Consider the following 19990-nt stretch of genomic DNA (forward strand, 5'->3'; position numbering starts at 1 on the left):
ACCCCACCCCGGATTCCCCCCACCCGCAGTGTGGCACGCATCTTCCCGCTGTGAAGTAAATAAAGGGATCATCATCGTCCCACTCTTGTCACAGCGTGGAGATGAAATCGGGACACTGAGGTGATCTCGTCAACGCAATCCGGGCGGATCGGTCATCCCGGGAGGTCGCGGACAGCTGCAACGTAGAGCGCGGAGCCCCTGATAGAAGAGGTCTTGTCTAGGGACAACTTCATGCAGGAAGGCTCCGCGCGGTGTCCTATTGTGTCACGCTCGATGTTTCCGTGGAACTGGTCCGGTTCGTTGCCCGGCTGCTCGGCGCCGAGCGCCGGCGGGTCGGCACGCGCCGTGGCACCAGGGTGCTCACCCCGTTCAGGCAGGCCGTTTTCGGGTTGGCGCGGCTGCGCGACCGGTGCGATGTCGAGCGACTGGGTGCCGGGTTCGGCCTCTCGCGCGCTACCGCGTACCGGTACCGCGACGAGTTCCTGTGGGTCCTTTCGGATCAGGCCCCGGATCTGCAGGAGGCGATGGAACGGGCGAAGCGCTCCGGCGTGACCCATCTGATCCTGGACGGCACGGTCATCTCGTGCGACAGGCTCGAGGAGGTGAAGATCTCGAAGAAGGGCAGGGAGATCGACGCCTGGTATGCGGGCAAGGTGCGCGCTTTCGGCGGGAACCTGCAGGCGCTGATGGATCCGAACGGCCTGCCGCTGTGGGTCTCCGACGTACTGCCCGGCAGCGTGCACGACCTGACCGCAGCTCGGGAACTGGTACTCGCGATCCTGTGGCTCTATAGCAAGGACATGCCGGTGCTGGCCGACGGCGGCTACATCGGCGCAGGCTGCGGCGTGCTGACCCCGGTTCCCCAGCGGGAGGACGGCATCCCCCTGCATGCGGACCAGCGGACCTACAACAAGCTACTGAGAGGGCTTCGATGCCTCGGCGAGCGTGGCTTCGCTCTTCTCACCGAACGCTGGAAAGCCCTCGAACACGTCACCGCGAGCCCGAGAAGAATCACTCAGCTTGCCCGAGCCGCCCTCGTCCTCGTCCACTTCGAGCACGGGCTGATCAGCTGATTCTCGCTGAGATCACGTCACTGCGCCGTGGACGTGACGGGACGTGACGGATGCCTCGGCTCGGCCGCGCCACCGTGCGGCGCCGATCCAACGGCCCATCATCACGGCCGACGACGGGCACGCCGTCGTCGGCCGCGGCGATGAGGCGCTGCGTGCGGTGCTGGGAAATCAGGACCCGAATGCGGTTGCCAGGTAGAACTTCAGCATGGTGGGCCCGAACAGCGCCGAGTAGGACCAGTCGGGAGTGTCGCCGCCCTGCTCGTAGCCGCCGATGACGCCCATGACGAGGTCGGTCCCGCGCACGATCCAGGGGCCGCCGCTGGTGCCGTCCTGGTAGTCGGGGCAGTTGAAGCGGGCGTAGGGCTGCCCGTCGTCGGTCTCCTCGAAGGCCAGGGCCGTGCACGTGATGGGCTCGTTGCCCTGCGCGTCCCACTCGAGGTTGTTGTAGCCGACGACCTCGACGGGCTCGGGCAGGAAGGCCGCGGTGGGCAGCAGCGCGCCGGTGTACCGCTGGATCTGGCGGCCGTCGTGCGGGGCGATGACGAGGATCGCGTAGTCGCTCTCGGTGTCGCCGTCGGCGAGATAGCCGGGGGCGACGTCGATCTGCACGACGTTCCAGACTCCGCCGAGGTCGGCGCGCGGGGCCTGGTCGTATCCGGGGGCGAAGGTGATGTCGGTGACGGCGTGGTTGTACGTGTGCTTCGACGCGTTGTACACGCAGTGGGCGGCGGTGAGCACGAGATCGCCGCGGGGACTGGCGATGACGCTGCCGGTGCAGAAGTGGGCCGCGTCCGTGCCGGTGTAGTCGGGCGCGTCGAACAGCGCGCCGACCTCGGGGCGGCCGGTGAAGTGGAAGGTGGTGCCGGAGGGTACGGCGGGGTGCGCGGCGTCCGCCTGGGCGTAGGGTGTCGCGGCGAGGGCGGTGACCACGCTGGCCGCCACGGCACCCGCGAGCCGGGTCGGGCGCACCGGTATTCGTGTTCTCATGCCCAGAGAGTTTTGGTGCGCGCGGGGTCGGCCACAAGACCCCGGGCGCCACATCCCGGTGGGCGCGCCGCGTGATGCGCCGGAATGCCGGAAGATGACGAGTCCGGCACCAGTACTTGTCGGAAATTTTGCCTGTTTCCTCAGCTTGGCGTCAGCCAGGCGGGGAATCGTGTGAGGTGGACGAGAAAAGGGAGCCGAAGGTGAGCGAGTTCGAGACGGAGCTGCGCCAGCAGGTGGCCGAGGCATATCGGGCGCTGCAAGAGGCCCAGGCCGAAGACGAGCCGGGGGCGATCAAGGCGTACAGCCAGCGTATGCGCTATCTCGTCGAGATCGCCGAGGAACACGGGGTCGACCTGGCCGAACTGGAACTGAGCAGCAACGTTCAGTAGTTCGGCGGCCGCGACGGGCGTCGTGCCGAATGGGCACGGCGTCCGCGGGCCGGTCGGGATATTTCGGGGAATCGCAAGCGGATACCGGGATACCGGATATGGGGATACGTCACACCCCGGACCGGTCGATTGATCCGGTTCGGGTTCGGCCGATCACGTTCTGCTGATCCGGTTCAGCCGATTCGATTGTGCATTTCCCACACCAGGATCTCCGCGCCGCCGGCGCCCGCGGTCACCCGCTGGCCGGTGGAGTCCTCGATCCTGGCCGCATCGCCCTCGGCGAGTGCGCCCGCGCCCTCGAGCTCGACGGTGCCGCTGGGCACGAAAAGGTGCACATAGGGCGCGGTCGGCAGGGCCACGGTGCGGCCGGGCTCCATCCGCGCGGCGTGCAGGGTGGCGTCCTTCTGCTGGATCCGGATGGCCGCCTCGTCGGCGTGTCCGGGGCGGCCCGAGGCCACCGGCACCAGGCCCCCGCGCAGCAGCGCGTCGTCGATCTCCAGCTGCTCGTACCCCGGGGCGAGGCCGGCCTCGTCGGGCATGACCCACATCTGCACGAAGTGCACCGGCTCGGCGTGCTCGGGGCCGCCGGTCAGCCGCCAGGAGTCGTTCTTCTCCGAGTGCATGATGCCCTTGCCCGCGCTCATCCGCTGGGCCAGGCCCGGGTAGATCACGCCGCTGTGGCCCTCGGAGTCCTGGTGCACGAGCTGCCCGCGCATGACCCAGGTCACGATCTCCATGTCCCGGTGCGGGTGGGTCTCGAAGCCGGTGCCCGGGATGACGATGTCGTCGTTGTTCACCAGCAGCAGGCCGAAGTGGGTGTTGTCCACGTCGTAGTGCCGGCCGAAGGAGAACGAGTGCTTCGAGTCGAGCCAGCCCGTCTTCGTCTTGAACCGGTCCTGCGCGCGCTGAACGGTGGTAGTCGTCACGCCTCCAGCCTCGCACGGGCACGGCCGCGGCGCGATAGCGACGAGGTGGGCTTGAAGACATCACGGACTACGTCAGTTCGGCGTCCAGGGCGCCGGGTTCGTCGGGGTAGCCGCGGCGCAGCGGGCCCGCGAGGGTGCCGCGGGCCGTGGTCGACCAGCGGACCCTGGCCACGGCGAACGCGAGGACGGGTAGGAGGGGTGCGTAGTCGAAGGTGTGCAGCGTGATGGGGAAGACCTGGGGCGCGAGCATCGCCGCCGAGACCAGCACCGTCCACGCCACGGCGATCCAGCCGACGGGCGCGGACCAGCGGCCGAGGTGCCACGGGCCGCGGGCGAAATCGCGCCGGCGCAGCCGCAGGTAGACGGGCACGGTCACGGCCAGGCCGGAGCTGAGCGCCGCGAACGCGGCCAGGGCGGGGAACGCGTCGGTGTCCCAGAGCGCGGGGACGGCCAGGACGGCCGCCGACGCCGCGGTGAGCCAGACCGCGTTGACCGGCGTGCGGGTGCGCCGGTTCACCCGGTACCAGAGTGCTGATCCGGGCAGCATCCGGTCGCGGGAGACCGCGAACAGCACGCGGGAGCTCGATTCCATGCAGGACAGGCCGCACAGCAGCTGCGCGACGAGGACGAGTACGAGCAGGGTCAGCGTGCCGGTGCGGCCGACCGCGTCCAGGATGATCCGCTCCGCCGGGACCGCCGCGTTCGATTCCGGCCCGTAGTCCTGGATCGCGAACGTCAGCGAGGTCAGTACGGCGAAACCGACCAGCCAGGCCGCCGCGATGGAGACGACGATTCCGCGCGGCGCCGCGCGGCCCGCGTTCGCCGTCTCCTCGGCGGCACGTGCGGAGAAGTCGAAGCCGGCCAACGAGAACGCGACCATGAGCAGCCCGATCGCGCAGATGTAGACGCCCGCGCCGCCGGACCCGTGGGTGCCGAGGCCGGTGTGGTCGACGAAGTACCCGAACACGGTGTGCGGGGACTGCACGCGGGCCGGCACGAGGGCGAGCACCGCGACCAGTACGCCGGCCGCGACCAGGTGCCACCACGACGAAACCCTTGCCAGCGCGGCGATCCGTTCGCGCCCGCCGAGGACCACCAGCAGCGCGTGCGCCAGGAGCACCGCCGCGAAGACGGTGAACAGGGAACCGGGCGTGGCCGTGAAGTTCCACTCCAGCCCGGCGAACGCGCACAGGAACATCGCCGCGCCGAAGTCCACGGCCGCGGTCAGGGCGATCTGGCCGCAGGAGCTGAGCCAGCCGACCCACCACGCCGCGGTGTTCGGGTGGTGCCGGGCCAGCTTGGCCGCGTACACGTGCAGCGAGCCCGCGCCGGGCAGCGCCGAGCACACCTCGGCCAGCGCGAGGCCGACGAGCAGGGTGAACACCCCGCCCGCGACCCAGCCCCAGACGATCAGCGCGGGGCCGCCGGTGCGCAGGCCGTAGCCGTACAGGGTCAGGCTGCCGCAGAGCACGCCGATCGAGCTGAATCCGGTGCGGGCGTTGCCGAAGCCGCTCATCCGCCGCTCGTGCCGGCGCCGGATGCCCAGCCGGTGCAGGGCGCTGTCGTCCTCGTCGAGGGGGGTGGTGGGAAGGGTGGGTGCCATCGCTGTGGGTCGCTCTCTCCTGTGGCCGAGCCGTGCCGTGCCGCCCAGCCGTGCTGTCGAACCGTGCCGTCGAACCGCGCGGCCGGGCGCGGTCTAGGGCGGGCGGATGCGGCTGCGCGCGTAGGCGGCGCGCAGGGCTTCGGCGGGGTCTCCGTCCAGGGACCACGGGAAGGCCGTGGCGTAGGGCCTCATACAGGCCAGGACCTCGCCCGCCTCGGTGTGCAGGCCGCCGCGGTCGAGCGCGTGGGCCAGCAGGGAGAGGTCCGCGACGGGCGGAAAACGCAGTTGGCTGATACCGGGGAACCAGTCCGCGTAGACGGTGGCGGCGACGTACGCGGCGTACTCCTCGGTGGACGCGTCCACGCCGGTGGGGGCCCGGGCCAGGTGGGCGCGGGCTGCCAGGGGCAGCAGCTGCGGGTCGGAGTCGTCCGGGCTCGCGTCCGCCGCCCAGGACACCACCTGCCAGAGCGTGTCGGCAGCGTGATCGGCGGATCCGGCGGACCCGGTGGACCCGGCAGGATCATCCGCGTCACTCGGACCGCCCCGCCCCGGCCACGGAACGTAGTACGCCAGCAGCCGCAGGAAGGCCTCGCGGTGCCAGGGGCGCCTGGCCTGGGCCTCGGCCAGCAGATCCCAGGGCCCTTCGATCGCGAGCCCCGGGGGAGCGGCGCTCGGGCAGGTCGGGGGCCCGCCCGGCGGCGCGGGCGGACGATGGCGGGCCACGGCCAGCAGCGTGGCCCACGGCGTTGGGTCGGCCGGCGCGTACCGGCTCGCGATGACCGCCGCCTGCCAGGCCAGCGCGCCGAGGGCGGCCTCGCGCGGGTCCGCGGCCTTCGCCGCGCGCAGCGCCCGGACCATCGCCACCCGGGCGTAGAGCAGCCGGGCGTCCGGATCCTCGGGGTCCTCGGTCACCCAGATCTCGGCCAGATCGGTGCCGGCCACCACCGAGGCGAGCAGCAGCGAGCGCTGCGCCCGCACCTCGGCCTCGCCCCGGCTCTCCGCCAGCGCGTCCCGGGCCAGCCCCCACCGCCCGGCCCGCAGCTCCGTCCTGGCCTGCGCCAACGTGCGGTCGGCTGCCGCCGGATCCCACACGAACCCCCCGCGCATGCCGACGCCTCCTACCCCTTCGCTGCCTGATGAAGTGCCCCCCGCACTCGATCACATGGAGTAGTTATTCTTGCGCACAGGGCGAGTGCGGGCAATGGGCCGCCGGGAGGAATCCTCACACTGGTGACTCACGTGATCTTTGGTAAATCCCTCATTCGGGTCAGTGAACTGGTTCACATACGGATAATCAGGGCAGAGCGGTGTCGTGGTCGACACCGAACTCGAACCCTCGCCGCCCCGCGAGCACCGTCCGGGCCCCCAGGCCAAGCGGCGCCGCCGCCTGCTCGCCACCTCGGCCGGCCTCGTCCTCGTCCTCGCCTTCGCGGTGGGCGGGATGCTGTGGTCCAAGGGCGTCTTCTGGGCCCCGGTGCGGCTCAGCCAGGTCATCGACACCTCCTACACCGTGGCCGGACGCGCCCCCGCGCTGCCCTGGCCCGCGCAGGGGGAGTCGTATCTGTACGTCGAGGGGGTCGGCCCGATCGGCTCCTCCGGGCCGCAGGACGCCGAGGTGCCGATCGCGAGCGTCACCAAGACGATGACGGCCTATCAGGTGCTGCTGGACCACCCGCTCGCGGCGGACGAGGACGGCCCGACGATCGAGGTCTCCTCGGCGCTGTTCGGGGCCTCGCGCAGCGCCGACGCCAGCGAGTCCGGGATCCAGATCGTCCAGGGCGAGCTGCTGACGGAGCGCCAGGCGCTGGAGAGCATGCTGTTGCCCTCGGCCGGGAACATGGCCCGGCTGCTCGCGGCCTGGGACGCCGGGTCGGTGCCGGCGTTCGTGGACCGGATGAACGCCCAGGCCCGGGCCCTCGGCATGCGGCACACCTCCTACGCCGATCCGGCCGGGATCGACGCGCTGAGCCGGAGCACGGCGGGGGACCAGGTCACGCTCGGCGAGCAGGTGCTGCGCAACCCGGCGATGGCGGGCATCGTGGACCTGAAGTCCGCGCGGGTGCCGGTGGCCGGGCTGCTCACCAACACCAACCACCTGCTCGGCGTCGACGGGGACATCGGCATCAAGACGGGCTCGACCTCGGCGGCCGGCGGCTGCCTGCTGTTCGCGACCCGGACCATGGTCGGCGGCGTGCCGGTGACCATGGTCGGCGCGGTGCTCGGCCAGCCCGGCCAGCCGTGGGCGATCATGGACCGCGCCCAGGTGGTGGCGCGGGGCCTGATCGAGGCGGCGCAGCGTTCCCTGGTGGCCTCGACGGTGGTGCACTCCGGCAGGACGGTCGCGGTGCTGCGCCAGCGCGGTCACGCGGACGTGGAGCTCGCGCCGGGATCCGACGTGACGGTCGTGGGCTGGCCGTCGCTGGGGTACAGGGTGGGCGTCACGGCGGACGGCGTGCTGCGCGTCTCGAGCACGCAGGCCCCGGAGTCCGTCGTCACCGCGGCGAAGCTGGCCGAGAACTGACCCTCTCAAAAGTCGTCGCAGGTTTCTTCTGCTGCGCTGAATCGTGGTGGGGTGCCCGCGCGCTCTGTCAGGTGTGAGGATCAATACAGGAGTAGCCGCGACCGTTTTCGTCGCGACGATCACCGGGCTCGGGGCGGCGGCGTGCGCCTCCTCGGAGCGGGCCGCGACGGCGGCCACCGTCGCCCACGCCGCCACCAAGCCCTTGGTGCCGTCGATGACGGAGATCTACCCGTCCGTGCCGCAGACCCTGCCGGCCTCGGAACAGGGGTGCGGGCCGAAGCCGCTGATGGAGGACGTGAGGGTTCTCTCGGTAAGCGAGGCGGACGGCACGTATCGCATCAACGGCTACGTGGAGACCCTCGACTGCGGGCCCGGCGTGCCGGACGACACGCAGTTCACCGACACCGGCTCGGTCCAGTCCTTCGTCACCTCGGCTTCGACGACGTACACGCTGCTCGGAGCGGATCCGACGAAGGACTACGCCGTCTCCGCGGCCACGTTCATGACCGTGGCGGACGGCCCCTACGACCGCACCAGCGCACTGGGCTTCTGGGGACACATCTGCCTGCTCGATTTCGACCGGGCCGGCCACGTGACGTCCGTGCAGGGCGTCTACACGCCCTGATCCAGGCGGGCGGCCAGCCCGGCCAGCACCGTCTCGAGTCCGAGTTCGAAGGCACCTTGGTCGATGTCGCGGGAGCGCGCCTGCAACAGGTGCGCTCGGCCGAGGTGCGGATAGTCGGTGCCGTACGTCGCGGGGTCCGGGGAGAAGCCGCCCGCGAACGAGCTCATCGCCGCGCCCGCCACCAGGAAGCGCATCAGCGCGCCGATCTCGGTGGCCTCGCGCGGCGGCCAGCCGGCGTTGACCAGCGCGCCGTACACCTCGTCGGCCAGCCGCAGCGCCGCCGGGCGGCGGCCCGGGCCGTGCACGATCACCGGCACCAGGTTCGGGTGCTCGGCCAGCACCTCGCGGTAGGAGCGGGCCCATTCGCGCAGGGCTTGCGCCCACGGCCGGGCGCGCAGTGCGGACAGGTCCACCTTCGCGATCACCTGGTCCGCCACCGCGTCGAGCAGGTCGTCCATGGTGGCGAAGTGGTTGTAGAGCGAGGGCCCGCTCACCCCGAGCCGCGCGGCCAACCTGCGGGTGCTCAGCGCGCCGAGGCCCTCCTCGTCGATCAGGCCGAGCGCCGCCTCGACGATCTTGTCCCGGCTCAGCAGCGGCGAACGCGGACGTGCCATGACGCGGCGCCTCCTTCCTTCCCTCGCCACCCCTGCGGGGGTTAGAGTCTAAAACTAGCACTGCAAGTTTTGCGGCGCCGGTGGTTCGCGCGACCGTGCGCGAAGCGGCAGGAAGGGCCCGGGATGGATCTCACGCTCAGCGAGGAGCACGAGGCACTGCGCCGTCTCGCGGCCGAGTTCACCGACCGGGAGATCGTTCCCCACGCGACCGAGTGGGACCGGGCCGAGCTGGTGGACCGCAAGATCGTCGGCAAGCTCGGCGACCTCGGCTTCCTCGGGCTGACCATCCCGGAGGAGTACGGCGGCTCCGGCGGCGACCACTTCGGCTACGTCCTCGCGCTCGAGGAGCTCGGCCGCGGCGACTCCTCGGTGCGCGGCATCGTCTCGGTCTCGCTCGGCCTGGTCGGCAAGTCCATCCACAAGTGGGGGACCGAGGAGCACAAGCGGTACTGGCTGCCGCGGCTGTGCTCCGGTGAGTCCCTCGCCTGCTTCGCGCTGACCGAGCCGGACCACGGCTCCGACGCCGCCAACCTGCGCACCAAGGCCGAGCGCGACGGCGACGACTGGCTGATCTCGGGCTCGAAGATGTTCATCACCAACGGCACCTGGGCCGAGGTCGCGCTGGTCTTCGCCCGCACCGGCGGCCCCGGGCACCGGGGCATCAGCGCCTTCCTGGTGCCGACCGACAGTCCCGGCTTCACCCGCACCGAGATCCACGGCAAGCTCGGGCTGCGCGGCCAGGCCACCGCCGAACTCGCCTTCGACCGGGTCCGGGTGCCCGGCTCGGCCCTGCTCGGCCCGGAGGGCAAGGGCTTCTCGGTCGCCATGTCCGCGCTGGCCAAGGGCCGGGTCTCGGTCGCGGCCGGCTGCGTCGGGATCGCCGAGGCCGCCTTGCGCGCCGCCGTCGCGCACGCCACCACCCGGGTGCAGTTCGACGGCAAGGTGATCGCGCACCGGCAGCTGGTGGCGGAGCTGATCGCCGGGATCGCCACCGACGTGGACGCCGCGCGGCTGCTCACCTGGCGCGCGGCCGACCTGATCGACCGGGGCGAGGAGTTCGCCCGCGAGTCCTCCATGGCCAAGTACTTCGCCTCCGAGGCCGCGGTGCGCGCGGCCAACCAGGCGATGCAGGTCTTCGGCGGCTACGGCTACATCGACGAGTACCCGGTGGGCAAGCTCGTGCGCGACGCCCGGGTGATGACCCTCTACGAGGGCACCAGCGAACTGCAGAAGCTGCTGATCGCCCGCGCCCACACCGGAATCAACGCCATCGCCTAGCGCCGCGCCGCCGCCGCAGCGCCGCCCCGACCCGCAGAGCCGCCCGAGCACGAGCCCGAGAAGAACGAGAAGAGCCTGATCCCCATGCAGCCCGTCTACATCGCCGCCGCCCGGCGCACCCCCATCGGCAAGCTCCGCGGCGCCCTGTCCGGCATCCGCCCGGACGACCTCGCCGCCGAGGTCATCCGCGACCTGGTGGCCGGGCTGCCGAACCTGGACCCGGCCGAGATCGACGACGTCTACTGGGGCAACGCCAACGGCGCGGGCGAGGAGAACCGCAACGTCGCGCGGATGGCGCTGTTGCTGGCCGGGCTGCCCGACTCGGTGCCCGGCGCCTCCACCAACCGGCTGTGCGCCTCCGGCCTCGAGGCCTTCACCGTCGCGGCCCGCACCATCGCCGCCGGCGAGGCGGACGTGCTGCTGGCCGGCGGGGTCGAGTCGATGTCGCGCGCCCCGTTCGTGGTGCCGCGGCCCGAGGACGCGCTGCCGAACAGGATGGAGATGTTCGACACCCGGCTCGGCTGGCGCCTGGTCAACCCGAAGATGCGCGACCTGCACGGGGTGCTGTCGATGGGTGAGACGGCCGAGGAGGTGGCGAGCCGCCACGAGGTCTCGCGCGAGCGGCAGGACGCGTTCGCGCTGCGTTCGCACCAGCTGGCCGCGGCCGCCTGGGACGCAGGGCACTTCGACGCCGAGGTGCTGGCGGTGACCCCGTACGGCCCGAAGGGCGAGCCCGGCACGCCCGTCTCCCGGGACGAGTGCATCCGCCCGGACACCTCACTGGAGAAGCTGGCCGGGCTCAAGCCGGTCTTCCGCAAGGGCGGGAGCGTCACGGCCGGCAACTCCTCGCCGATGAACGACGGCGCCGCGGGCCTGGTCCTGGCCTCCGAGGCCGGCCTGGCCAAGCTCGGCGTCGAGCCGCTGGCCCGGTACGTGGCCGGCGCCTCCGCCGGCGTGCACCCCGACGTCATGGGCGTGGGTCCGATCCCCGCCGTCGGCCGGGTGCTCACCCGCTCCGGCTGGAAGATCGAGGACGTCGAGACCGCCGAGCTCAACGAGGCCTTCGCCGCCCAGGCGCTGGCCGTGGTGGACGGGATCGGCATCGATCCCGCCCTGGTCAACCCGTCCGGCGGCGCCATCGCCCTCGGACATCCGCTGGGCTGCTCCGGCGCCCGGATCGTCACCACCCTGGTCCACCGCCTGCACCGGGACGGGCTGCGCCGCGGCCTGGCCGCCATGTGCGTGGGCGTGGGCCAGGGTACCGCCGTACTTATCGAAGGGATCTGACACATGGGTAACCGGTTCGAGGGCAGGGTGGCCGTCGTCACCGGCGCCGCGCAGGGCATCGGCGCGGCCGTCGCCGCCCGGCTGGCCGCGGAGGGCGCGGCCGTGGCCGTGGCCGACCTGAGCGCCGAGCGCGGCGCGGAGACGGTCGAGGCGATCACCAAGAACGGCGGCCGGGCGGTGGCCTTCGGCGCCGACGTCTCGCAGACCCCTGAGGTCGAGGCCCTGGTCGCGGCCGTGGTCGCCGAGTTCGGCCGGATCGACATCCTGGTCAACAACGCCGGCATCACCCGGGACAACCTGCTGTTCAAGATGACCGACGAGGACTGGGACGCGGTCATCAACGTCAACCTGCGCAGCGCGTTCCTGATGAGCCGCGAGTGCCAGAAGCACTTCACCAAGCAGAAGTACGGCAAGATCGTCTCGCTCTCCTCCCGCTCGGCCCTGGGCAACCGCGGCCAGGCCAACTACGCCGCCTCCAAGGCCGGGATCATGGGCCTGACCGCGACCCTGGCGATCGAGCTCGGCCCCTACGGCGTCAACGTCAACGCGGTCGCCCCCGGCTACATCGCCACCGCCATGACCGACGCCACCGCCCGCCGGGTGGGCCTGGACCCGGAGGAGCTCAAGAAGCTGGCCGCCGACCAGACCCCGGTGCGCCGGGTCGGCGAGCCGGAGGACATCGCCGCCACGGTCGCCTTCCTGGCCGCGGACGAGTCCTCGTTCATCTCCGGCCAGACCATCCAGGTGAACGGCGGCGCGAACCGATGAGCCCGCGGGCGCTGCAGGCCACCGAGCTCAAGAACATGGTGGGCGAGCACATCGGGACCAGCGACTGGGTCGTGATCGAGCAGGAGCGGATCGACCGGTTCGCCGAGGCCACCGGCGACCACCAGTGGATCCACGTGGACCCGGAGCGCGCGAAGGACGGCCCGTTCGGCTCCACCATCGCGCACGGGTACCTGACCCTGTCCCTGATCCCGGCGCTGGCCTGGGAGGTCTACACGATCGAGGGCGTGCGCCTGGCGATCAACTACGGCGCGAACAAGCTGCGCTTCATCACCCCGGTGAAGGTCGGCTCGCGGGTGCGCGCGCACCTCGTGCTCACCGGCGTCGAGGACCTGCCCGACGACGCGATGCAGGTGGCCACGACCGTCACGGTGGAACTCGAGGGCGCGGCCAAGCCCGCGGCCGTAGCCGAAACGCTGAGCCGGATCTATCTTTAGCGCCAGTCAAGGCAATGTCGGAGCAGGACAGAAGGACGGAGTAGGACAGGGCAATGACGCTCTCCCTCGCCGCGGTACTCGCGGAACCGGCGTGGCGGACGCCTGAGAAGACCGCCGTGATCCAGGGGGCCGAGGCCCTGTCCTACGCCGACCTGTGGGCCCAGGCCCGCACCCAGGCGGCGGCGCTGATCGAGCTGGGCGTGCAGCCGGGCGACCGGGTCGCGCTGATGTGTCCCAACGTGCTCGATTTCCCCCGCTCGTACTTCGCGGTGATCGCCGCGGGCGCCGTGGTGGTGCCCATCCACATGCTGCTCACGCCGGAGGAGATCTCCTTCATACTGCGCGACAGCGGTGCCAAGGTGCTGATCGCGCACGCGATCCGGGCCGAGGACGCGATCAAGGCGGCGGCCCTGGCCGAGGTGCCGGTGCGCCTGGTCGGCCCCATCCCGGCCGAGGCCCCGGTGCCGAAGTTGGCCGACGTGGAGGCCGGCGTGACCCCGCTGCCCACCTACCTCACCCGCGATCCCGAGGACCCGGCCGTGGTGATCTACACCTCGGGCACCACGGGCAAGCCCAAGGGCGCGGTGCTGACCCACCTCAATATGGTGATGAACGCGACGGTCAACGGCTACGACTGCCTCGACACCGTGCGCGCCGACATCTCCCTCGGCTGCCTGCCGCTGTTCCACATCTTCGGGCAGACGGTGACGATGAACACGATCTTCCGGGTCGGGGCCACCGTCGTCTTCCAGCCCAGGTTCGAGCCCGGCGAGGCGATCGAGCTGATGCTGCGGCACAAGGTGAACACCTTCCACGGCGTGCCGCAGATGTTCCTCGCGCTGGTGCACGCCGCCCGGGCGCGCAAGGCGGCCGGCGAGGCCGACCTGCCGAAGCTCAAGATCGCCGTCTCCGGCGGCGCGGCGCTGCCCGCGTCCGTGCTCGAGGCCTTCAACGAGGCCTTCGACACCGAGATCATGGAGGGCTACGGCCTGTCCGAGACCTCGCCGACCGCCACGGTGAACCAGCCCCTGCTCGGTACCAGGGCCGGCACGGTCGGCCACCAGGTCTGGGGCGTGGAGGTGCAGATCGCCAAGGCCGAGGTGGAGGGCCGGATCGAGTTCGTCGAGACGGGCGAGCTCGGCGAGGTGATCGTGCGCGGCCACAACGTGTTCGCGGGCTACCTCAACAACCAGGAGGCCACCGAGGCGGCGATGTGCGAGGGCTGGTTCCGCACCGGCGACCTCGGCACCAAGGGCGCCGACGGCTTCGTGAGCATCGTGGACCGCAAGAAGGACATGGTGCTGCGCGGCGGCTTCAACGTCTACCCGCGCGAGGTGGAGGAGACGCTGCTGCGCCACCCCGCGATCAAGGACGTGGCCGTGATCGGGCTCGCGGACGAGGTGCACGGCGAGGAGATCTGCGCCTGCGTCATCCTCGAGGACGGCCGGGAGCTGACCGCCGAGGAGCTGATCGAGTGGTCGAAGCAGTACCTGGCGAAGTACAAGTACCCGCGCCGGGTCGAGTTCGTCACCGAGTTCCCGCTCGGCCCGTCGATGAAGGTGCTCAAGCGGGAGCTGCGCAGCCGCTTCCAGTGATTCCGGTGAGCCGCCGCTGAGCCGACCGCGTACCGCGCCCCCGCCGTTGTTACAAACGGCGGGGGCGTTCTGCGCGAATCGGGACGATCAGGGCCTCCATGCACGGGTTGCGTGACGGGTCCGTTACCGCAGCAACGGTTGTTTCGTGGGCGATGTCTTTCTGTGTGGACTCGATGAAAAACATCTGAGAAACCTAGCTGAGGGGGACGCGCGATGACCTACGACCAGGACCCGCCCCGGACACGATCGCGTTCCGCCCACCCCACTCCACCGGTCCGCCACGGCCATCGGGCCGGACGCGGCGGCGCGGCCCCCGACTCGGGGCCCGGCCGCGTCAACGCGGACCTCGACCTCGACGAACTCGACCCGGACGGCCACGCCCGCGAGCGCGCCGCCCGCCAGGCCGTGCGCCGGGGCAACCCGCGCCGCAGGAAGGTGGTGCGCATCGTCGCCTCCGGCACGGCCGTCACCATGCTCGTCGCGGCCGGATTCGGCTACTACGTCGTGCACCACCTGCTCGGCGACATCGCCACGGTCAGCCTCGGCGAGCTCAAGAACCGCCCGGCGCCCAGCAAGGCCAACGCCCTCGGCGAGATCCCGCTCAACATCCTGGTGCTCGGCTCGCAGACCCGGGACGGCCAGACCCAGGCGGCGCACGTGGGCAACGCCTCGAAGGACGGCACGGACCTGTCCGACACCGCCTTCCTGATGCACATCAGCGCCGACCACAAGTGGGCCGAGATCGTCTCCATACCCCGCGACCTGTTCGTGCCCTTCCCCTCCTGTCAGGACCGGACCAACCCGGCCGTGACGCACCCGCCGCAGAGCGAGCAGCAGTTCTACAACGCCATGGGCGAGGGCGGCCCGGCCTGCGCGGTCGCCACGGTGGAGCAGATGTCGAACATACGGATCGACCACTTCGTGGAGCTGACCTTCGACGCCTTCATCGACCTGACCAACGCCGTCGGCGGCGTGCAGGTGTGCGTCCCCTCACCCGGGATCAACGACCCGAACTACTCCGGCCTCGTGCTCAGCGCCGGGATGCACACCGTCACCGGCAACCAGGCGCTCGCGTTCGTGCGCGACCGGCACGGCCTGGCCACCGGCGAGGACACCCAGCGCATCCGGATGCAGCAGATGTTCATGTCCTCGCTGTTCGACAAGCTCACCTCGAACGGCACGCTGGAGGACCCGCTCACCCTCTACAAGATCGCGCAGGCGACCACCAGCAACGTCACCGTGGACACCGCGCTCGACAACATCGGCACGATGACCTCGATCGCCGAGGCGGTCGGCTCGATCAACAAGAAGTACATCCAGTACATGACGGCGCCGTACAAGCTCGACAGCCCGGGTGAGTACTCCTATGACCCGGACGGCGATCACTCCATGCCCGGCCCGGGCTTCGAGGAGGTGTGGAACCTGCTGCGCGACGACCAGCCGATTCCGGGCAGCGCCGCGGCCGTGATGGAGGGGACGAAGGCGCCGAGCACCTCGTCCACGAAGGTCGCCGCGCAGCCGTCCGCGTCCGCGTCGCCCACCGTCGCGCTCAGCTCCCTGACCGTGCAGGTCTTCAACGGCACCCAGATCGGCGGCGAGGCGAAGAACGCGGCCGCCTATCTCAAGAACCTGGGCATGAACACCTCGATCGGCTACAGCGGCTACAGCGGATACACCGCGACCACGGTCCTGTACCCGGCCGCACAGCAGGCGCAGGCCGAGGCCCTGCAGCGGCAGATCGCCGGCTCCGTGCTGAAGCAGAGCGCGAGCGTCAGCCAACTGACCCTGGTGATCGGGACGAACGTGCCGACCGCGGTGGTCGCGACGCAGACCTCGCAGTCCGCGGGCGCCGGCGCGGCCTCGGCGACGCCCGCGGCGACGCTGACCGGGGTGCAGACCCGGGACGGAGACACGAACCTCTGCTCCAACCTGCCCGGAGTGGTCTCCTACGGCGGGCATCCGTGAGCCGGGCGCCCGCCGGGCGCGTCAGCGCACGTTGACGACGTTCGCGCCGGGCACCGGACCGCGGGCCCGGCGCACGGCGCGGCACCGGCCGGAGGCGCGCAGCTCGGCCTCCACGTTGGCCGCCGCCAGCGGGCTGTCCACCAGGAACACCGTGGTCGGCCCGGAGCCGGAGACCAGGCTGCCGCAGGCCCCGGCCGCCACGCCCAGCGCGAGCAGCTCGCCGATCTGCGGCAGCACCTCGACGGCGGCCGGCTGCAGGTCGTTGTAGAGCGCCGCGCCGATGGCGCCGATGTCGCGCGAGCGCAGCGCCGCCATCAGGTCCGGATGCACGCCCGGCGCCGGCGCCTGCTCCCCGCTCCGGCGCCGCCGCGCGTCACAGGCCTCGAAGATCTTCGGCGTGGAGAGCCCGGCGTCGAGCACCGCGATGACCCACTCGAGGCCGGTCGAGGCCAGCACCGGGGAGATGTGCTCCCCGCGCCCGGTGCCGATCGCGGTCCCGCCGTGCAGCGCGAACGGCACGTCGCTGCCGAGCTGCGCGGCCAGGTCGTGCAGCTCGTCCCGGCGCAGCCCGGTGCCCCACAGCGCGTCGCAGGCCACCAGGGTGGCCGCGGCGTCCGCGCTGCCCCCGGCCATGCCGCCGGCCACCGGGATGTCCTTGCGGATGGTCAGCCGCACGTTCGGCTCCACCCCGCAGCGCTCGGCCAGCAGCGTCGCCGCCTGCCAGGCCAGGTTCCGCTCGTCCGCCGGGACCGCGTCCACGTCCGAGTCCCGCCGCAGCGGCTCCACGCTCAGCGCGATGCCGCGGGCCGAACGGGCCACCACCTCGTCGTACAGCGACACGGCGTGGAAGACCGTCACCAGCTCGTGGTAGCCGTCCGGGCGCAGCGGCCCGACCGAGAGCGAGAGGTTGATCTTCGCCGGGACCCGGACCGTGATCGCCTCCGGCTGAAAGGGTCCCTCGTCCCACTCCTCTACCGCGGTCACGACCCTGACTCCTTCGATTCCTCGGCAGCCCGCGCCGCCGCGATCGCCGCATACTCTGCCACGCCCAGGGCCTCGCCGCGTGCCCCCGGGTCGACCCCGGCGCGGCGCAACAGCTCCTCGGCCCGCGGCGCCGAGCCGGCCCAGCCGGCCAGCGCGGCCCGCAGCGTCTTGCGGCGCTGCGCGAACGCCGCGTCCACCACGGCGAACACCTCGCGCCGGGTGGCCGTCGTGGTCGGCGGCTCGCGCCGCTCGAGCGCCACGAGGCCGGACTCCACGTGCGGGGCCGGCCAGAACACGTTGCGCCCGATCGACCCGGCCCGGCGCACGTCGGCGTACCAGCGGGCCTTGACGCTCGGCACGCCGTACACCCGCCCGCCCGGTTCGGCCGCCAGCCGGTCGGCCACCTCGGCCTGCACCATGATCAGGGCGCTGCGCAGGCTCGGGAAGCGCTCGAGCATGTGCAGCAGCACCGGGACCGCGACGTTGTACGGCAGGTTCGCCACCAGGGCCGTGGGCGCCGGGCCCGGCAGCTCCTGTACCCGCATCGCGTCGGCGTGCACGAGCTCGAAGGACTCGGCCCGGCCCGGCGCCCGCTCGGCGATCGTGGCCGGCAGCGCGTCGGCCAGCACCGGGTCGAGCTCGACCGCGACCACCCGGCTCGCCGCGTCCAGCAGGCCCAGGGTGAGCGAGCCGAGCCCGGGCCCGACCTCGACCACCACGTCCTCGGGCCGCAGCCGCGCGGTGGCGACGATCCGGCGGATCGTGTTCGGGTCGATCACGAAGTTCTGGCCCAGCGCCTTGGTCGGCCTTACCCCCAGATCGGTCGCGAGACGACGTACGTCGGCGGGGCCGAGCAGGCTCACTGGCCCGCTCGGTCCCGCCGCGTTGTGAAGCTGTGAAGGTTCCGGCCGCATGTCGGCAATTCTAGGGCGCGCCCCGGCGTCCTAGGTGAACAGGTAGTGCCCGCACACCGGCCACTGACCTGCGCCGCTCCGCTCGTAGAGGAGTATCGCCAGATCCGTCTGCTCGGCCGCGCTGGCCTGGTACGGATATCCGGTGCCGCCGAGCGAGAGCCAGGTGCTCTCGGAGAACTGGTACATGCCGTAGAAGCCGTTGCCGGTGTTCTCGGCCGGGTTGCCGCCCGACTCGCAGTTGGCCACCCCCGCCCAGTTCAGATCGGCCGCGTCGGTCGGCAGCGCCTTGGTGCCCACCGCGAGCACCTCGTCCACCGGCTGCCTGGTCACCACGGTCTTGATCGTCTTCGGCGCCTGGCTCTTGCCGTTGACGATCAACAGGGCGTACGTCACCGTCTCCTCGCCGTCCACGCCGGCGGTCTTGACCGTGCTGGTGCCGGCGTAGGCCGTGGAGTCGGAGACCTTGGTGACGCCGTAGGGCAGCGAGACCTCCTTGGTCTCGGTGGTCCCCTCGATCCGGTTGATCGAGATGGTCTGGCCGTCCTGCGGCACCGAACCCGCCGCCACCGACGGCGCGTCCTGGTTGTGCAGGACTATCCCGGCCTGGGCCATCGCCGCGGTCACCGTGGCCGCGGTCGTCGCCACCGGCACCGACTTGCCGTCCACCAGGAACGTCAGGTGGCGCAGGGTGTAGACCGACAACCCGGTCAGACCGGAGCGCGGGATCTGCATGCCGAGCGCGTCGTTGCTGCGCGCGCCGTCGGTGCGCACGCCGAGCTCGGCCAGGGCGGCGCCCACGGTCGGGTAGTGCACCCAGACCGAGTGCGGCACGCCGTTCACGCTCAGGCTCAGCGGCCGCCCGTAGTGCACGGTGATGGTGGCCCCGTCGGTCGCCGAGGAGCCCACCGCGGGCGTGACGATGTCGCGGCTGCCGGTGTCGATCCCGTCCGCCGTGAGCACCGCGCCCACCGTGCCCGCGAAGCTGTGCACGGTCTGGGTCTGGCCGTCGACGTCGAGCGTGATCGTCTTGTCGAAGGCCACGTAGGTGACCGCGCCGGCCACCAGCGCCGCGAGCACCGTGCCCTGCACGATCCGGCCGAGCGGTCCGGTGCGCGGCCGGGTGCGCAGCACCGGGGGCCTGCGTCCGGAGTCCGCGGGCGCGGATGCCGGACGCTGCTCGGTCCTGGCCCGGCGCGCGGGCGCGGCGGTGGGATCGGCGTCGTCGGGCAGCGGCTCGGGCGCCGGGCGGCGCGGAGCCTCGGCCGGGGCGGTCAGCAGATCGGTCGCGGTGGCCGTCGCGGTGCCGGCCCGGGCGAAGGACGCGGCGCCGCCGAACATCGGCGCGCCGAGACCGTGTGCCGGGGCACCGTAGCCTTCCGCGTACTCGTCCGCGTATCCGCCCGCCGGGACGGCGTCGTAGCCGCCCGTCTGGCCGTCGTAGCGCCCCGACGCCGCGGGGGCGTCGTAGCGGGCCTGCGGGCCGTAGTCGGATGCGTAGTCCGGCGCGTAGCCGGTTTCGGGGTAGACCCCCGGCGCGAAGGACGTCGCCTCGTAGGACGCGGCGGGGTAGCCCGGGTCGTAGCCCGGCCCGGCCCCGTAGGGCGCCTGTTCGAAGTACTCCGCCGAGGACTCGGCATACGGGTCGTACGGGTACTGCTGCTGGCTGTACTGGTCCTCGTAGTAGTACTCGGCGGCTTCGGACGTCCCTTCGTGCCCCGCGTACGCTCCGGGCGCACCGTGCTGGTCGGCGTATCCGCCGTCCTGCCCGGCCCCGGTTCCGTAGGCGGAACCATGAGGGGGGTTCGAGCGCGTACCGCTCACAAGTCTCCAGACCTCGTCGATCCCGGGCACGGCGGGTACGGAGCGCCGAGGGCCAGCGGGGCTGGCACCGCGACGCGGATCGCGGGCCGTGGCCCGCGCCGGCTCCACCGATCCGGCTACCGAGCATCGGACTGTAACCGACTCCGGGCCAAGGTCGCCATAGCCCGCCCCGGACGTCGCCATAG

General features: G+C 71.7%; 18 protein-coding genes. 10 read left to right on the forward strand and 8 right to left on the reverse strand.

The annotated features are described in order from the left end of the window. The first annotated feature begins 251 nt into the window (after window positions 1-251). Window positions 252-1073, forward strand: a complete 822-nt coding sequence (locus tag KDL01_RS19675) for a transposase family protein (RefSeq protein WP_212529999.1) — start codon at window positions 252-254, stop codon at window positions 1071-1073. A 168-nt stretch (window positions 1074-1241) separates the two neighbouring features. On the opposite strand, the gene KDL01_RS19680 is transcribed toward KDL01_RS19675, so the two are convergent. Continuing rightward, window positions 1242-2060: a trypsin-like serine peptidase gene (locus KDL01_RS19680; RefSeq protein WP_212530000.1), complete on the reverse strand. Its 819-nt coding sequence runs from the start codon at window positions 2058-2060 to the stop codon at window positions 1242-1244. Window positions 2061-2260: 200 nt separating this feature from the next. On the opposite strand from KDL01_RS19680, the gene KDL01_RS19685 reads away from it, so the two are divergent. After that, a complete protein-coding gene (locus tag KDL01_RS19685; RefSeq protein ID WP_212530001.1) occupies window positions 2261-2449 on the forward strand; it encodes a hypothetical protein in 189 nt (62 codons plus the stop codon). 173 nt (window positions 2450-2622) lie between these two features. Here the strand turns inward: KDL01_RS19685 and KDL01_RS45325 are convergent, their stop codons facing one another. The 3 genes from KDL01_RS45325 to KDL01_RS19700 form a co-directional block, all read right to left on the reverse strand. Continuing rightward, the gene (locus KDL01_RS45325) at window positions 2623-3375 is read right to left on the reverse strand and encodes a pirin family protein (protein WP_212530002.1); all 753 of its coding nucleotides are present in this window, start codon (window positions 3373-3375) and stop codon (window positions 2623-2625) included. A 67-nt stretch (window positions 3376-3442) separates the two neighbouring features. Next, entirely contained in the window at window positions 3443-4978 is a 1536-nt protein-coding gene (locus KDL01_RS19695) for an amino acid permease (protein ID WP_212530003.1), read from the reverse strand. A 93-nt stretch (window positions 4979-5071) separates the two neighbouring features. Beyond that, window positions 5072-6085 (reverse strand): hypothetical protein, encoded by a 1014-nt coding sequence (locus KDL01_RS19700; protein ID WP_212530004.1) that lies wholly within the window; start codon window positions 6083-6085, stop codon window positions 5072-5074. Window positions 6086-6290: 205 nt separating this feature from the next. Between KDL01_RS19700 and KDL01_RS19705 the strand changes: the two genes are divergently transcribed. Beyond that, entirely contained in the window at window positions 6291-7499 is a 1209-nt protein-coding gene (locus KDL01_RS19705; protein WP_212530005.1) for a D-alanyl-D-alanine carboxypeptidase family protein, read from the forward strand. A 73-nt stretch (window positions 7500-7572) separates the two neighbouring features. Continuing rightward, window positions 7573-8124 (forward strand): hypothetical protein, encoded by a 552-nt coding sequence (locus tag KDL01_RS19710; RefSeq protein WP_212530006.1) that lies wholly within the window; start codon window positions 7573-7575, stop codon window positions 8122-8124. Here KDL01_RS19710 and KDL01_RS19715 read toward each other — a convergent pair. Beyond that, a complete protein-coding gene (locus KDL01_RS19715) occupies window positions 8112-8738 on the reverse strand; it encodes a TetR/AcrR family transcriptional regulator (RefSeq protein ID WP_212530007.1) in 627 nt (208 codons plus the stop codon). The two genes, KDL01_RS19710 and KDL01_RS19715, sit on opposite strands and share 13 nt — an antisense overlap. Window positions 8739-8861: 123 nt before the next feature. On the opposite strand from KDL01_RS19715, the gene KDL01_RS19720 reads away from it, so the two are divergent. The 6 genes from KDL01_RS19720 to KDL01_RS19745 all read left to right on the forward strand — a co-directional run bounded on the left by KDL01_RS19720 (window position 8862) and on the right by KDL01_RS19745 (window position 16086). Continuing rightward, complete coding sequence (locus KDL01_RS19720) at window positions 8862-10016, forward strand: acyl-CoA dehydrogenase family protein (protein ID WP_212530008.1); 1155 nt, start codon at window positions 8862-8864, stop codon at window positions 10014-10016. Between the two features lie 84 nt (window positions 10017-10100). Then, entirely contained in the window at window positions 10101-11303 is a 1203-nt protein-coding gene (locus KDL01_RS19725) for a thiolase family protein (RefSeq protein WP_212530009.1), read from the forward strand. A gap of 3 nt (window positions 11304-11306) precedes the next feature. Next, window positions 11307-12071 (forward strand): glucose 1-dehydrogenase, encoded by a 765-nt coding sequence (locus KDL01_RS19730; protein WP_212530010.1) that lies wholly within the window; start codon window positions 11307-11309, stop codon window positions 12069-12071. After that, window positions 12068-12526: a MaoC family dehydratase gene (locus KDL01_RS19735; protein ID WP_246576689.1), complete on the forward strand. Its 459-nt coding sequence runs from the start codon at window positions 12068-12070 to the stop codon at window positions 12524-12526. The genes KDL01_RS19730 and KDL01_RS19735 overlap by 4 nt, the downstream gene beginning before the upstream one ends. A gap of 53 nt (window positions 12527-12579) precedes the next feature. Continuing rightward, window positions 12580-14121 carry a long-chain-fatty-acid--CoA ligase gene (locus tag KDL01_RS19740; RefSeq protein WP_212530011.1) on the forward strand — a complete coding sequence of 514 codons (1542 nt, stop codon included), beginning with the start codon at window positions 12580-12582 and terminating at the stop codon, window positions 14119-14121. A 213-nt stretch (window positions 14122-14334) separates the two neighbouring features. Beyond that, window positions 14335-16086, forward strand: coding sequence for an LCP family protein (locus KDL01_RS19745; protein ID WP_212530012.1), 1752 nt, complete (start codon window positions 14335-14337; stop codon window positions 16084-16086). A 21-nt stretch (window positions 16087-16107) separates the two neighbouring features. Here the strand turns inward: KDL01_RS19745 and KDL01_RS19750 are convergent, their stop codons facing one another. The 3 genes from KDL01_RS19750 to KDL01_RS19760 are packed head-to-tail and all read right to left on the reverse strand — an operon-like array spanning window position 16108 to window position 19835. Continuing rightward, window positions 16108-17070, reverse strand: coding sequence for a 4-(cytidine 5'-diphospho)-2-C-methyl-D-erythritol kinase (locus KDL01_RS19750; protein WP_212530013.1), 963 nt, complete (start codon window positions 17068-17070; stop codon window positions 16108-16110). Continuing rightward, entirely contained in the window at window positions 17067-17984 is a 918-nt protein-coding gene (gene rsmA / locus KDL01_RS19755; RefSeq protein ID WP_212530014.1) for a 16S rRNA (adenine(1518)-N(6)/adenine(1519)-N(6))-dimethyltransferase RsmA, read from the reverse strand. Before rsmA ends, KDL01_RS19750 begins: the two co-directional genes overlap by 4 nt. Before the next feature lie 30 nt (window positions 17985-18014). Further along, on the reverse strand, window positions 18015-19835 hold the full coding sequence (locus KDL01_RS19760) for a ubiquitin-like domain-containing protein (RefSeq protein ID WP_307846443.1): 1821 nt from the start codon (window positions 19833-19835) through the stop codon (window positions 18015-18017). Window positions 19836-19990: the final 155 nt, after the last annotated feature.

This window comes from Actinospica durhamensis (genome assembly GCF_018139695.1).
GTDB classification, from domain to species: domain Bacteria; phylum Actinomycetota; class Actinomycetes; order Streptomycetales; family Catenulisporaceae; genus Actinospica; species Actinospica durhamensis.